Here is a 13,406-nt window from a genome sequence, read left to right as displayed (position 1 = left end):
CGACGAGCGGTCTGGCTTTTTCGTTAGCTAATAGCGTTCTACCATTCAACCCCAAATCATTGCCGCCCAACGCAGTAACAGCATAGCGCCACAAATAGCCAGTAGCACCACCACCATCTTCCAGTGTTTTTTGTCAAAACGTTTTGTCGGCATGTGTTTTCCTGCGTATTTCGAGTGGTCAATATCCGAGTGTAACAAAATGGGCAGGCGTTGCCTGTATTGATTTATATCATTTCGATCATGATGATTGCCGCTTTGCCCGATAACAAATACCGTGTAAACTGCCAGACGGTATTATCAGAAAGTGGGTGTAGGTCTGGCATCGCTAATCAGCATGTTGTGACATATTTCGCAGAGTGAAGCGGGAATCAGCCCAAACCTTTTTGGTAAATTTCATATGAATCTTTGTATGTGATCTTGCGTATGGGTCACCACTGCAAATAAGGATATAACATGCCTGTTATTACTCTTCCTGATGGCAGCCAACGCCATTACGACCACGCTGTCAGTCCCATGGATGTTGCGCTGGACATTGGTCCAGGTCTGGCGAAAGCCTGTATCGCAGGGCGCGTAAATGGTGAGCTGGTTGATGCTTGCGATCTGATTGAAAACGACGCACAACTGTCGATCATTACCGCAAAAGACGAAGAAGGTCTGGAGATCATTCGTCACTCCTGCGCGCACCTGTTAGGGCACGCGATTAAACAACTTTGGCCGCATACCAAAATGGCAATCGGCCCGGTTATTGACAACGGTTTCTATTACGACGTTGATCTTGACCGCACGTTAACCCAGGAAGATGTCGAAGCACTCGAGAAGCGGATGCATGAGCTTGCTGAGAAAAACTACGACGTCATTAAGAAGAAAGTCAGCTGGCACGAAGCGCGTGAAACGTTTGTTAAACGCGGCGAGAGCTATAAAGTCTCCATCCTGGACGAAAATATTGCCCATGATGACCAGCCAGGCCTCTATTTCCATGAAGAATATGTCGATATGTGCCGTGGTCCGCACGTACCGAATATGCGTTTCTGCCATCATTTCAAACTGATGAAAACGGCAGGCGCTTACTGGCGCGGCGACAGCAACAACAAAATGTTGCAGCGTATTTACGGTACTGCGTGGGCAGATAAAAAAGCCCTCAACGCTTACCTGCAGCGCCTGGAAGAAGCCGCTAAACGCGATCACCGTAAAATCGGTAAGCAGCTTGACCTGTATCATATGCAGGAAGAAGCACCGGGTATGGTATTCTGGCACAACGACGGCTGGACAATCTTCCGCGAACTGGAAGTGTTCGTTCGTTCTAAACTGAAAGAGTACCAGTATCAGGAAGTAAAAGGTCCGTTCATGATGGACCGCGTCCTGTGGGAAAAAACCGGTCACTGGGACAACTACAAAGATGCGATGTTCACCACGTCTTCAGAGAACCGTGAATACTGCATTAAGCCGATGAACTGCCCGGGTCACGTACAAATTTTCAACCAGGGGCTGAAGTCGTATCGCGATCTGCCGCTGCGTATGGCCGAGTTCGGTAGCTGCCATCGTAACGAGCCGTCAGGTTCTCTGCATGGCCTGATGCGTGTACGTGGTTTTACCCAGGATGACGCGCATATCTTCTGTACTGAAGAACAAATTCGCGATGAAGTTAACGGATGTATCCGTTTAGTCTATGATATGTACAGCACTTTTGGCTTCGAAAAAATCGTGGTCAAACTTTCCACTCGTCCTGAAAAACGTATTGGTAGCGACGAAATGTGGGATCGTGCTGAGGCGGATCTGGCGGTTGCGCTGGAAGAAAACAACATCCCGTTTGAATATCAACTGGGTGAAGGCGCTTTCTACGGTCCGAAAATTGAATTTACCCTGTATGACTGCCTCGATCGTGCATGGCAGTGCGGTACAGTACAGCTGGACTTCTCCTTGCCGTCTCGTCTGAGCGCCTCCTATGTAGGCGAAGACAACGAGCGTAAGGTTCCGGTAATGATTCACCGCGCAATTCTGGGGTCAATGGAACGTTTCATTGGTATCCTGACCGAAGAGTTCGCTGGTTTCTTCCCGACCTGGCTTGCGCCAGTGCAGGTTGTTATCATGAACATTACCGATTCTCAGTCTGAATACGTTAACGAATTGACGCAAAAACTATCAAATGCGGGCATTCGTGTTAAAGCAGACTTGAGAAATGAGAAGATTGGCTTTAAAATCCGCGAGCACACTTTGCGTCGCGTCCCATATATGCTGGTCTGTGGTGATAAAGAGGTGGAATCTGGCAAAGTTGCCGTTCGCACCCGCCGTGGTAAAGACCTGGGAAGCATGGACGTAAATGAAGTGATCGAGAAGCTGCAACAAGAGATTCGCAGCCGCAGTCTTAAACAATTGGAGGAATAAGGTATTAAAGGCGGAAAACGAGTTCAAACGGCGCGCCCTAACCGTATCAATGGCGAAATTCGCGCCCAGGAAGTTCGCTTAACAGGTCTGGAAGGCGAGCAGCTTGGTATTGTGAGTCTGAGAGAAGCTCTGGAGAAAGCAGAAGAAGCCGGAGTAGACTTAGTCGAGATCAGCCCTAACGCCGAGCCGCCGGTTTGTCGTATCATGGATTACGGCAAATTCCTCTATGAAAAGAGCAAGTCTTCTAAGGAACAGAAGAAAAAGCAAAAAGTTATCCAGGTTAAGGAAATCAAATTCCGTCCTGGTACAGATGAAGGCGACTATCAGGTAAAACTCCGCAGCCTGATTCGCTTTCTGGAAGAGGGTGACAAAGCCAAAATCACACTGCGTTTCCGTGGTCGTGAGATGGCGCACCAGCAAATCGGTATGGAAGTGCTTAATCGCGTGAAAGACGATTTGCAAGAACTGGCAGTGGTCGAATCCTTCCCAACGAAGATCGAAGGCCGCCAGATGATCATGGTGCTCGCTCCTAAGAAGAAACAGTAAGGCCATCAAGTAATCATTCCTGTGAGCTTCGGCTCACAGGGTGATTCGCCTTTGTTTCTGTTTATCAACAATGCGAAGTGGAAGTTATTAAAATGCCAAAAATTAAGACCGTACGCGGTGCTGCTAAGCGCTTCAAAAAAACCGGTAAAGGTGGTTTTAAGCACAAGCACGCTAACCTGCGTCACATTCTGACCAAAAAAGCGACCAAACGTAAACGTCACCTGCGTCCGAAAGCCATGGTTTCCAAAGGCGATCTGGGTCTGGTAATCGCGTGCCTGCCGTACGCATAAGCCGTTAACGTTTTTAACTTTTTAATTAGAATATAGATACAGGAGAGCACATATGGCTCGCGTAAAACGTGGTGTTATTGCACGCGCACGTCACAAGAAAATTTTGAAACAAGCTAAAGGTTACTACGGTGCGCGTTCTCGCGTATACCGCGTTGCCTTCCAGGCTGTTATCAAAGCTGGTCAGTATGCTTACCGTGACCGTCGTCAACGTAAGCGTCAGTTCCGTCAACTGTGGATTGCGCGTATCAACGCAGCAGCACGTCAGAACGGTATTTCTTACAGCAAATTCATCAATGGCCTGAAAAAAGCCTCTGTTGAAATCGACCGTAAGATCCTGGCTGATATCGCTGTATTCGACAAAGTAGCGTTCACCGCTCTGGTTGAAAAAGCGAAAGCAGCTCTGGCATAAGCCAGTTGGAAGAGGGAGCTAGTCTCCCTCTTTTCGTTTCAACACCATCAGAACATTGACTTTTATCGTCAATGCCTTTTCAATAAAGGTCTTTTGAAGAGTACCAAAAGGTAACGCAAGCAATGAATGCTGCTATTTTCCGCTTCTTTTTTTACTTTAGCACCTGACACCAGGAGGCTAGCGCGTGAGAAGAGAAACGGAAAACAGCGCCTGAAAGCCTCCCAGTGGAGGCTTTTTTTGTATGCGCGTTTTGAAGAATAAAAAGCTTGTCTCATCAGGCGTAATTATCGCCGCCATTCTGGACACGGACAGTGCGGAGAAACCGGAGCGTACTTTTCAGTACGTGAGGCTTTCGAGCACTGCCCAGGACAAAATGGCAAGTAAAATAGCCTGATGGGATAGGCTCTAAGTCCAACGAACCAGTGTCACCACTGACACAATGAGGAAAACCATGTCACATCTCGCAGAACTGGTTGCCAGTGCGAAGGCGGCCATTAGCCAGGCGTCAGATGTTGCCGCGTTAGACAATGTGCGCGTCGAATATTTGGGTAAAAAAGGGCACTTAACCCTTCAGATGACGACCCTGCGTGAACTGCCGCCAGAAGAACGCCCGGCAGCCGGTGCGGTTATCAACGAAGCGAAAGAGCAGGTGCAGCAGGCGTTGAATGCGCGTAAAGCCGAACTGGAAAGCGCGGCGCTGAATGCGCGCCTGGCAGCGGAAACTATTGATGTCTCCCTGCCTGGTCGCCGTATTGAAAACGGCGGTCTGCATCCGGTGACTCGGACCATCGACCGTATCGAAAGTTTCTTCGGTGAGCTTGGCTTTACCGTGGCGACCGGACCGGAAATCGAAGACGATTATCATAACTTCGATGCTCTGAATATTCCTGGTCACCACCCGGCGCGCGCTGACCACGACACTTTCTGGTTTGATGCGACCCGTCTGCTGCGTACCCAGACTTCTGGTGTACAGATCCGCACCATGAAAGCTCAGCAGCCGCCGATTCGTATCATCGCGCCTGGACGTGTTTATCGTAACGACTACGACCAGACCCACACGCCGATGTTCCATCAGATGGAAGGCCTGATTGTTGATACCAATATCAGCTTCACCAACCTGAAAGGCACGCTGCACGATTTCCTGCGTAACTTCTTTGAAGAAGATTTGCAGATTCGTTTCCGTCCTTCTTATTTCCCGTTCACCGAACCGTCTGCAGAAGTTGACGTCATGGGTAAAAACGGCAAATGGCTGGAAGTGCTGGGTTGTGGGATGGTGCATCCGAACGTGCTGCGTAACGTTGGTATCGACCCGGAAGTTTACTCTGGTTTCGCCTTCGGGATGGGGATGGAGCGTCTGACCATGTTGCGTTATGGCGTCACCGACCTGCGTTCATTCTTCGAAAACGATCTGCGTTTCCTCAAACAGTTTAAATAAGGCAGGAATAGATTATGAAATTCAGTGAACTGTGGTTACGCGAATGGGTGAACCCGGCGATTGATAGCGACGCGCTGGCGAATCAAATCACCATGGCGGGTCTGGAAGTTGACGGTGTAGAACCGGTTGCCGGTAGCTTCCACGGCGTGGTTGTTGGTGAAGTGGTTGAGTGTGCCCAGCATCCGAACGCGGACAAACTGCGTGTGACCAAAGTCAATGTCGGCGGCGATCGCCTGCTGGATATCGTCTGCGGTGCGCCAAACTGCCGTCAGGGGCTGCGTGTGGCGGTAGCGACCATTGGTGCTGTTCTGCCGGGCGATTTCAAAATTAAAGCGGCGAAACTGCGTGGTGAACCGTCTGAAGGGATGCTGTGTTCCTTCTCTGAGCTGGGGATTTCTGACGATCACAACGGCATTATCGAACTGCCAGCGGATGCGCCAATTGGCACCGACATCCGCGAATACCTGAAACTTGATGATAACACCATCGAAATCAGCGTTACGCCAAACCGTGCCGACTGCTTAGGCATCATTGGTGTTGCGCGTGACGTGGCTGTGCTGAATCAACTACCGCTGATTGAACCGGAAATCGTTCCGGTTGGTGCGACCATCGACGACACGCTGCCGATTGCAGTAGAAGCGCCGGAAGCCTGCCCGCGTTATCTTGGCCGTGTGGTAAAAGGCATTAACGTTAAAGCGCCAACTCCGCTGTGGATGAAAGAAAAACTGCGTCGTTGCGGGATCCGTTCTATCGATGCAGTTGTTGACGTCACCAACTATGTGCTGCTCGAACTGGGCCAGCCGATGCACGCTTTCGATAAAGATCGCATTGAAGGCGGCATTGTGGTGCGGATGGCGAAAGAGGGCGAAACGCTGGTGCTGCTTGATGGCACTGAAGCGAAGCTGAATGCTGACACCCTGGTCATTGCCGATCACAACAAGGCGCTGGCGATGGGCGGCATCTTCGGTGGCGAACACTCTGGCGTAAATGAAGAAACGCAAAACGTCCTGCTGGAATGTGCTTTCTTCAGCCCGCTGTCTATCACCGGTCGTGCTCGTCGTCATGGTCTGCATACCGATGCGTCTCATCGTTACGAGCGTGGTGTTGATCCGGCACTGCAGCACAAAGCGATGGAACGTGCGACCCGTCTGCTGATTGACATCTGTGGCGGTGAAGCTGGTCCGGTAATCGATATTACCAACGAAGCAACGTTGCCGAAGCGCGCGACCATCACTTTGCGTCGCAGCAAACTGGATCGCCTGATTGGTCATCATATTGCTGATGAACAGGTGACTGACATCCTGCGCCGTCTCGGCTGTGAAGTGACCGAAGGTAAGGACGAGTGGCAGGCAGTTGCGCCGAGCTGGCGTTTCGACATGGAGATTGAAGAAGATCTGGTCGAAGAAGTGGCGCGTGTTTACGGCTACAACAACATCCCGGATGAGCCGGTACAGGCGAGCCTGATTATGGGCACTCACCGTGAAGCTGACCTGTCACTCAAGCGCGTGAAAACGCTGCTCAACGACAAAGGCTATCAGGAAGTGATCACTTACAGCTTCGTTGATCCGAAAGTTCAACAGATGATCCATCCTGGCGTTGAAGCGTTACTGCTGCCAAGCCCGATCTCCGTTGAAATGTCGGCAATGCGTCTGTCTCTGTGGACTGGCCTGCTGGCAACCGTGGTGTACAACCAGAACCGTCAGCAAAACCGCGTGCGCATTTTTGAAAGCGGTCTGCGTTTCGTACCAGATACTCAGGCACCGTTGGGCATTCGTCAGGATCTGATGTTAGCTGGTGTGATTTGCGGTAACCGTTACGAAGAGCACTGGAACCTGGCAAAAGAGACCGTTGATTTCTATGATTTGAAAGGCGATCTTGAATCCGTACTCGACCTGACCGGTAAACTGGCTGACGTTGAGTTCCGTGCAGAAGCGAATCCGGCACTGCATCCGGGACAATCCGCAGCGATTTATCTGAAAGGTGAACGTATTGGTTTTGTTGGGGTTGTTCATCCTGAACTGGAACGTAAACTGGATCTTAACGGTCGCACTCTGGTGTTCGAACTGGAGTGGAACAAGCTCGCAGACCGCGTGGTGCCTCAGGCGCGCGAGATTTCTCGCTTCCCGGCGAACCGTCGTGACATCGCCGTTGTGGTCGCAGAAAACGTTCCTGCTGCGGATATTTTATCCGAATGTAAGAAAGTTGGCGTAAATCAGGTAGTTGGCGTAAACTTATTTGACGTGTACCGTGGTAAGGGTGTTGCGGAGGGGTATAAGAGCCTCGCCATTAGCCTGATCCTACAAGATACCAGCCGTACACTTGAAGAAGAGGAGATTGCCGCTACCGTCGCCAAATGTGTAGAGGCATTAAAAGAGCGATTCCAGGCATCATTGAGGGATTGAACCTATGGCGCTTACAAAAGCTGAAATGTCAGAATATCTGTTTGATAAGCTTGGGCTTAGCAAGCGGGATGCCAAAGAACTGGTTGAACTGTTTTTCGAAGAGATCCGTCGCGCTCTGGAGAACGGCGAACAGGTAAAACTCTCTGGTTTTGGTAACTTCGATCTGCGTGATAAGAATCAACGCCCGGGACGTAACCCGAAAACGGGCGAAGATATTCCCATTACAGCACGGCGCGTGGTGACCTTCAGACCCGGACAGAAGTTAAAAAGCCGTGTCGAAAACGCTTCGCCCAAAGACGAGTAATCTGATCTAACTAAAAAGGCCGCTCTGCGGCCTTTTTTCTTTTCACTACTGGCGAGTCACCGTAAAATCAACGAAATGACTCTTCAGCAGAACGGATACCATGCTGACACTTGCCCGCCAACAACAGCGACAAAATGTACGCTGGTTATTTAGCCTGTCAATATTAATGCTGCTGGCGCTTCTTTTAAGCCTTTGTGCTGGTGAACAATGGATCTCGCCAACTGACTGGTTTACTCCACGAGGCGAGCTTTTTGTCTGGCAAATACGTCTTCCACGCACGCTGGCTGTATTGCTGGTTGGTGCTGCGCTGGCGTTATCCGGCGCAGTAATGCAGGCGCTATTTGAAAACCCGCTTGCAGAACCAGGGTTACTCGGCGTCTCTAATGGTGCAGGTGTAGGGCTTATCGCCGCTGTATTGCTGGGGCACGGGCAATTACCTGAGTGGGCGCTGGGGCTTTGTGCCATTGCTGGTGCACTCATTATCACTTTAATTCTGTTGCGTTTTGCCCGCCGTCATCTTTCGACCAGCCGATTATTGCTGGCGGGAGTTGCATTAGGGATTATCTGTAGCGCATTAATGACGTGGGCCATTTACTTTTCCACCTCGGTTGATTTACGTCAGTTAATGTACTGGATGATGGGCGGCTTTGGCGGCGTTGACTGGCGGCAAAGCTGGCTGATGGTGGCGTTGATCCCGGTATTGTTGTGGATTTGCTGTCAGTCCAGACCGATGAATATGTTAGCTCTTGGCGAGGTCTCGGCGCGACAGCTGGGGTTGCCTCTTTGGTTCTGGCGCAATGTGCTGGTGGCAGCGACCGGCTGGATGGTTGGTGTCAGTGTGGCGCTGGCGGGCGCTATCGGCTTTATTGGTCTGGTGATCCCACATATTCTCCGGCTGTGTGGTTTAACCGATCATCGCGTATTACTTCCAGGCTGCGCGCTGGCAGGGGCGAGCGCATTGCTGCTGGCCGATGTTGTAGCGCGCCTGGCATTAGCTGCCGCAGAGCTGCCTATTGGCGTGGTCACCGCAACGTTGGGTGCGCCGGTGTTTATCTGGTTATTGTTAAAAGCAGGACGTTAGCCGCAAAAAGACGGTCTATGATTAAAAGCTAAGATTTTTACTGACCACATCCAGGAGACACGATGCAAGATTCCATTCTGACCACTGTAGTGAAGGATATCGACGGTGAAGTGACCACGCTGGAGAAATATGCCGGTAATGTACTGTTGATTGTCAATGTCGCCTCAAAGTGTGGCTTAACGCCGCAATATGAGCAGCTGGAGAATATTCAGAAAGCCTGGGCCGATCGTGGTTTTGTCGTGCTGGGATTCCCGTGTAACCAGTTTCTGGAGCAAGAACCGGGCAGCGATGAAGAGATTAAAACTTACTGCACCACCACCTGGGGGGTGACGTTCCCGATGTTCAGTAAGATTGAGGTCAATGGCGAAGGTCGCCATCCGCTGTATCAAAAACTGATTGCCGCAGCGCCGACCGCAGTCGCGCCGGAAGAAAGCGGATTCTATGCGCGCATGGTCAGCAAAGGTCGTGCACCGCTGTACCCTGATGATATTTTGTGGAATTTTGAGAAATTCCTGGTAGGCAGAGATGGCAAAGTCATCCAGCGTTTTTCCCCGGATATGACGCCGGAAGATCCCATTGTGATGGAAAGTATTAAACTGGCGTTGGCAAAATAATGTCTATTGTGATGCAGTTGCAGGATGTAGCGGAATCAACCCGCCTGGGGCCGCTTTCGGGTGAGGTTCGGGCAGGGGAGATCCTGCATCTGGTGGGGCCGAACGGCGCGGGTAAGAGTACCTTGCTGGCGCGAATGGCCGGAATGACCGGCGGTAAGGGAAGCATTCAGTTCGCGGGGCAACCACTGGAAGTATGGTCCGCAACAAAACTCGCGCTGCATCGCGCCTATCTTTCACAGCAACAAACACCGCCATTTGCTATGCCGGTCTGGCATTACCTGACCCTGCATCAGCATGATAAAACGCGTAGCGACCTGTTAAACGATGTCGCCGGGGCGCTGGCTCTTGATGACAAACTCGGACGCAGCACCAATCAACTTTCCGGCGGTGAATGGCAACGTGTACGTCTTGCTGCGGTAGTGCTGCAAATCACACCACAAGCCAATCCCGCAGGCCAATTACTGCTTCTTGATGAGCCGATGAACAGCCTTGACGTTGCGCAACAAAGTGCGTTAGACAAAATTCTGAGCGCGCTATGCCAGCAAGGGCTAGCGATTGTGATGAGCAGTCACGATCTCAATCACACATTGCGTCACGCGCATCGGGCATGGCTGCTAAAAGGTGGAAAATTATTGGCCAGTGGACGCAGGGAGGACGTTCTGACACCGCCGAACCTGGCGCAGGCCTATGGGATGAATTTCCGCCGTCTGGACATTGAAGGTCACAGAATGCTGATTTCGACAGCCTGATAACAATAGCATCTTGAAAATCGGGTAATTTCGACGCTAAATTAATGCAAGAATAAAAAACAGAGGATTCGTACGGAATGCGTTTCTGCCTTATTTTAATCACAGCACTGTTTCTGGTCGGGTGTAGCCACCATAAAGCGCCGCCACCAAACGCCAGACTTTCTGACTCTATTACCGTGATTGCTGGTTTGAACGATCAACTACAAAGCTGGCATGGTACACCTTATCGTTATGGTGGTATGAGTCGTCGCGGGGTTGACTGCTCAGGCTTTGTGGTCGTAACGATGCGCGATCGTTTCGATTTGCAGTTGCCGCGTGAAACAAAGCAACAGGCCTCTATCGGTACTCAAATTGATAAAGACGAGTTGCTGCCAGGCGATCTGGTTTTCTTCAAAACTGGCTCTGGGCAAAATGGTTTACATGTGGGTATTTATGATACCAACAACCAATTTATTCACGCCTCTACCAGTAAAGGGGTGATGCGCTCTTCCCTTGATAATGTCTACTGGCAGAAAAATTTCTGGCAAGCGAGACGAATCTAGTATGTCGAAAAGGACGGTGATGATACATCACCGTCCTTTTACTTCTGAATACCGTAGTATTTTTCAGACAAAAATTCCGTAAATGGAATATTCGTTTATAATTAGAATAATCTAAAAAAGGACCCATGAAAAAGTGGTTAACAAGGAACAAATGAAAGTTATCCCTTCTGTTTTTTTTATACTTTATGGCCTCATCCTTTTTAGCCGGATTTGTAAAAATATTTCTGGAGAAGGGCGATTACCATGAAGATTTTACTGGATAATGTTTATCATTCTGATTGCTATTTCCTGCCGATAAGAGATAGCCGGCAAAATCTTGTTGGGGTTGAAATAATAACCCATTTCTCCAGTGAAGACGGTATGGTTCGCATCCCGACGACGCGGGTTATGGCGCAGCTTTCTGAGGAACAGCATTGGCAGCTATTTGCCGAGCAGTTAGAATTACTTAAATCATGCCAACATTTTTTTATTCAACACAAAATTTTTGCATGGATTAATTTAACGCCACAAGTAGCAAAATTATTATTAGGTGCTAATAATTACGCAGGCCAACTATTAAAATTTCCTTTTATTGAATTGCGGATTAATGAAAATTATCCACAACTTAATGAGGGGAAAGATAATTGTAATCTCTTGCGCTTATCTCAAATTTGTCCATTGGTGTTGGGGGATTTAGGTGCGGGTAACAGCACCATGAAAGCAATATTTGATGGTCTTTTCACTCGAGTTATGTTGGATAAAGGCTTTGTTCAGCAACAAATAGCTAATACATCCTTCGCACCATTTATTCGTGCTATTCATACGCAAATTTCGCCTTGTTGCAGCTATATCATTGCGGCAGGTATCGATACCCCAGGAATGTTGGCGCGAATCACACCGTATGGTTTTCATGCCCTACAAGGATGCTTATGGCCTGCAGTTCCCGTAAGTCAGGTAACAACGCTGGTTCAGCGATAACCCTTTTGTTTGCTGGTGTTTAAGATGAGGGTAACCGTCTACACTATCAGACAGGAGGATCTATGACCCTGTCTTTTATTACCCGCTGGCGCGATGAATTGCCAGCAACCTATACAGCACTTTCCCCCACGCCTTTAAATAACGCCCGGCTGATTTGGCATAATGCAGAACTGGCTAACACGCTGGGTATTCCCTCGTCGCTGTTTGAAAGTGGCGCCGGCGTGTGGGGGGGAGAAACATTACTACCTGGCATGTCGCCACTGGCGCAGGTCTACAGCGGTCATCAGTTTGGCGTCTGGGCGGGCCAGTTGGGTGACGGGCGTGGCATTCTTCTCGGTGAGCAACAACTCGCCGATGGCACAACAATGGACTGGCATCTGAAAGGAGCGGGGCTGACGCCTTATTCGCGAATGGGCGATGGACGGGCGGTATTGCGCTCTACGATTCGTGAAAGTCTCGCCAGTGAGGCGATGCATTATCTGGGTATTCCTACGATGCGCGCTTTAAGCATTGTTACCAGCGATACGCCAGTTTATCGGGAAACGGTAGAATCAGGCGCGATGTTAATGCGCGTGGCACAAAGCCATCTGCGATTTGGTCACTTCGAACACTTTTACTATCGCCGCGAGCCGGAAAAGGTTCGCCAGTTGGCTGACTTTGCCATCCGACATTACTGGTCACATCTTCAGGATGATGAGGATAAATACCGTCTCTGGTTTACCGATGTTGTCGCACGTACCGCGTCGTTAATGGCTAACTGGCAGACAGTCGGTTTTGCTCATGGGGTTATGAACACTGACAACATGTCGATTCTCGGCCTGACCCTCGATTACGGGCCGTTCGGCTTCCTCGATGATTACGAGCCTGGCTTTATCTGTAACCACTCGGATCATCAGGGGCGTTATAGTTTTGATAATCAGCCTGCCGTCGCGTTGTGGAATTTACAGCGTCTGGCACAGACATTGTCGCCATTTATTTCTGTGGATGCGCTCAATACGGCGCTGGACAGCTATCAACAGGTTTTGTTGACGCATTACGGACAACGTATGCGGCAGAAGCTGGGCTTTATGACGGAGCAGAAAGAGGATAACGCGCTGCTGAATGAATTATTCAGTCTGATGGCGCGTGAGCGCAGCGACTATACCCGTACATTCCGCATCCTTAGCCTGGTTGAACAGCGCAGTCCGGCATCGCCACTGCGTGATGAGTTTATTGATCGTGCGGCATTTGATGACTGGTTTGCCCGTTATCGGGCGCGTTTGCAGCAAGATAACGTCACCGACAGCGAACGTCAGCAACTGATGCAAAGCGTTAATCCGGCGCTGGTGTTGCGCAACTGGCTGGCACAACGAGCCATTGAGGCGGCGGAACAGGGCGATATGACGGAATTACACCGCCTGCATGAGGCGTTGCGAAATCCTTTCAGCGACAGAGATGATGATTATGTCAGCCGCCCACCGGACTGGGGCAAACGACTGGAAGTCAGCTGTTCGAGTTAAACGCTACTTTGTCAGCAGCAGCTTGCCAGCCTGTGTTTTACGGAGCAGATATTCTTGTCCGTCATGATCAATGATCAGTTTGCCATCCGGACCTAACAGTGTCTGGCTGGCAATCCGTCGAACAGGCTGTGGGGAAGAGATCTTCTGATTTGCATCCGTTTTAGGCGTGAGTCTGCTGCTGTCCGTATAGCTCATA

16 protein-coding genes and 1 other annotated feature are annotated in these 13,406 nt (G+C 50.1%); of the genes, 14 read left to right on the top strand and 2 right to left on the bottom strand.

Annotated elements, in window-relative coordinates:
• Window positions 1–45: 45 nt before the first annotated feature.
• A complete protein-coding gene (yniD, locus tag EQY_RS0100845) occupies window positions 46–153 on the bottom strand; it encodes a small membrane protein YniD (RefSeq protein ID WP_001142445.1) in 108 nt (35 codons plus the stop codon).
• Window positions 154–453: 300 nt separating this feature from the next.
• On the opposite strand from yniD, the gene thrS reads away from it, so the two are divergent.
• The 14 genes from thrS to selO all read left to right on the top strand — a co-directional run bounded on the left by thrS (window position 454) and on the right by selO (window position 13,210).
• Window positions 454–2,382 carry a threonine--tRNA ligase gene (thrS, locus tag EQY_RS0100840; protein WP_001144207.1) on the top strand — a complete coding sequence of 643 codons (1,929 nt, stop codon included), beginning with the start codon at window positions 454–456 and terminating at the stop codon, window positions 2,380–2,382.
• Between the two features lie 3 nt (window positions 2,383–2,385).
• Window positions 2,386–2,928 (top strand): translation initiation factor IF-3, encoded by a 543-nt coding sequence (gene infC, locus EQY_RS0100835; RefSeq protein WP_001700733.1) that lies wholly within the window; start codon window positions 2,386–2,388, stop codon window positions 2,926–2,928.
• Between the two features lie 92 nt (window positions 2,929–3,020).
• Complete coding sequence (gene rpmI / locus EQY_RS0100830) at window positions 3,021–3,218, top strand: 50S ribosomal protein L35 (RefSeq protein ID WP_001124225.1); 198 nt, start codon at window positions 3,021–3,023, stop codon at window positions 3,216–3,218.
• Between the two features lie 52 nt (window positions 3,219–3,270).
• Window positions 3,271–3,627, top strand: a complete 357-nt coding sequence (gene rplT, locus EQY_RS0100825; protein WP_000124850.1) for a 50S ribosomal protein L20 — start codon at window positions 3,271–3,273, stop codon at window positions 3,625–3,627.
• A 116-nt stretch (window positions 3,628–3,743) separates the two neighbouring features.
• Window positions 3,744–3,868, top strand: a sequence feature (Phe leader region).
• Complete coding sequence (gene pheM / locus EQY_RS26020) at window positions 3,750–3,794, top strand: pheST operon leader peptide PheM (protein WP_001386830.1); 45 nt, start codon at window positions 3,750–3,752, stop codon at window positions 3,792–3,794. (Overlaps the previous feature by 45 nt.)
• 210 nt (window positions 3,869–4,078) lie before the next feature.
• A complete protein-coding gene (gene pheS / locus EQY_RS0100815) occupies window positions 4,079–5,062 on the top strand; it encodes a phenylalanine--tRNA ligase subunit alpha (protein WP_000018588.1) in 984 nt (327 codons plus the stop codon).
• Between the two features lie 14 nt (window positions 5,063–5,076).
• On the top strand, window positions 5,077–7,464 hold the full coding sequence (gene pheT / locus EQY_RS0100810) for a phenylalanine--tRNA ligase subunit beta (RefSeq protein WP_000672316.1): 2,388 nt from the start codon (window positions 5,077–5,079) through the stop codon (window positions 7,462–7,464).
• 4 nt (window positions 7,465–7,468) lie between these two features.
• Window positions 7,469–7,768, top strand: coding sequence for an integration host factor subunit alpha (gene ihfA / locus EQY_RS0100805; protein ID WP_001229265.1), 300 nt, complete (start codon window positions 7,469–7,471; stop codon window positions 7,766–7,768).
• Window positions 7,769–7,868: 100 nt separating this feature from the next.
• Complete coding sequence (btuC, locus tag EQY_RS0100800) at window positions 7,869–8,849, top strand: vitamin B12 ABC transporter permease BtuC (RefSeq protein WP_000956540.1); 981 nt, start codon at window positions 7,869–7,871, stop codon at window positions 8,847–8,849.
• 62 nt (window positions 8,850–8,911) lie between these two features.
• Window positions 8,912–9,463, top strand: coding sequence for a bifunctional thioredoxin/glutathione peroxidase (btuE, locus tag EQY_RS0100795; protein WP_001154183.1), 552 nt, complete (start codon window positions 8,912–8,914; stop codon window positions 9,461–9,463).
• Window positions 9,463–10,212 (top strand): vitamin B12 ABC transporter ATP-binding protein BtuD, encoded by a 750-nt coding sequence (btuD, locus tag EQY_RS0100790; RefSeq protein ID WP_000029447.1) that lies wholly within the window; start codon window positions 9,463–9,465, stop codon window positions 10,210–10,212. Before btuE ends, btuD begins: the two co-directional genes overlap by 1 nt.
• Before the next feature lie 77 nt (window positions 10,213–10,289).
• The gene (locus EQY_RS0100785; RefSeq protein WP_001209788.1) at window positions 10,290–10,754 is read left to right on the top strand and encodes a C40 family peptidase; all 465 of its coding nucleotides are present in this window, start codon (window positions 10,290–10,292) and stop codon (window positions 10,752–10,754) included.
• A gap of 243 nt (window positions 10,755–10,997) precedes the next feature.
• Window positions 10,998–11,711 (top strand): EAL domain-containing protein, encoded by a 714-nt coding sequence (locus EQY_RS0100780; RefSeq protein ID WP_024212350.1) that lies wholly within the window; start codon window positions 10,998–11,000, stop codon window positions 11,709–11,711.
• 62 nt (window positions 11,712–11,773) lie between these two features.
• On the top strand, window positions 11,774–13,210 hold the full coding sequence (gene selO / locus EQY_RS0100775; protein WP_000175585.1) for a protein adenylyltransferase SelO: 1,437 nt from the start codon (window positions 11,774–11,776) through the stop codon (window positions 13,208–13,210).
• Between the two features lie 3 nt (window positions 13,211–13,213).
• Here selO and hemP read toward each other — a convergent pair whose 3' ends face one another.
• Window positions 13,214–13,405, bottom strand: coding sequence for a hemin uptake protein HemP (hemP, locus tag EQY_RS0100770; RefSeq protein ID WP_010345977.1), 192 nt, complete (start codon window positions 13,403–13,405; stop codon window positions 13,214–13,216).
• Between the last annotated feature and the right edge of the window lies 1 nt (window position 13,406).

It is taken from the genome of Escherichia sp. TW14182, from assembly GCF_000208525.1.
Classification (GTDB): Bacteria; Pseudomonadota; Gammaproteobacteria; order Enterobacterales; family Enterobacteriaceae; genus Escherichia; species Escherichia ruysiae.
Note: the sequence above shows the minus strand (reverse complement) of the source record. Positions and strands in the feature narration are given on the sequence as shown.

Bases quoted from the DNA above. Each gene is read 5' to 3' on its own strand.
- yniD (WP_001142445.1), bottom strand. From the start codon at position 153: ATGCCGACAAAACGTTTTGACAAAAAACACTGGAAGATGGTGGTGGTG.
- thrS (WP_001144207.1), top strand. From the start codon at position 454: ATGCCTGTTATTACTCTTCCTGATGGCAGCCAACGCCATTACGACCAC.
- rpmI (WP_001124225.1), top strand. From the start codon at position 3,021: ATGCCAAAAATTAAGACCGTACGCGGTGCTGCTAAGCGCTTCAAAAAA.
- rplT (WP_000124850.1), top strand. From the start codon at position 3,271: ATGGCTCGCGTAAAACGTGGTGTTATTGCACGCGCACGTCACAAGAAA.
- pheS (WP_000018588.1), top strand. From the start codon at position 4,079: ATGTCACATCTCGCAGAACTGGTTGCCAGTGCGAAGGCGGCCATTAGC.
- pheT (WP_000672316.1), top strand. From the start codon at position 5,077: ATGAAATTCAGTGAACTGTGGTTACGCGAATGGGTGAACCCGGCGATT.
- ihfA (WP_001229265.1), top strand. From the start codon at position 7,469: ATGGCGCTTACAAAAGCTGAAATGTCAGAATATCTGTTTGATAAGCTT.
- btuC (WP_000956540.1), top strand. From the start codon at position 7,869: ATGCTGACACTTGCCCGCCAACAACAGCGACAAAATGTACGCTGGTTA.
- btuE (WP_001154183.1), top strand. From the start codon at position 8,912: ATGCAAGATTCCATTCTGACCACTGTAGTGAAGGATATCGACGGTGAA.
- btuD (WP_000029447.1), top strand. From the start codon at position 9,463: ATGTCTATTGTGATGCAGTTGCAGGATGTAGCGGAATCAACCCGCCTG.
- EQY_RS0100785 (WP_001209788.1), top strand. From the start codon at position 10,290: ATGCGTTTCTGCCTTATTTTAATCACAGCACTGTTTCTGGTCGGGTGT.
- EQY_RS0100780 (WP_024212350.1), top strand. From the start codon at position 10,998: ATGAAGATTTTACTGGATAATGTTTATCATTCTGATTGCTATTTCCTG.
- selO (WP_000175585.1), top strand. From the start codon at position 11,774: ATGACCCTGTCTTTTATTACCCGCTGGCGCGATGAATTGCCAGCAACC.
- hemP (WP_010345977.1), bottom strand. From the start codon at position 13,405: ATGAGCTATACGGACAGCAGCAGACTCACGCCTAAAACGGATGCAAAT.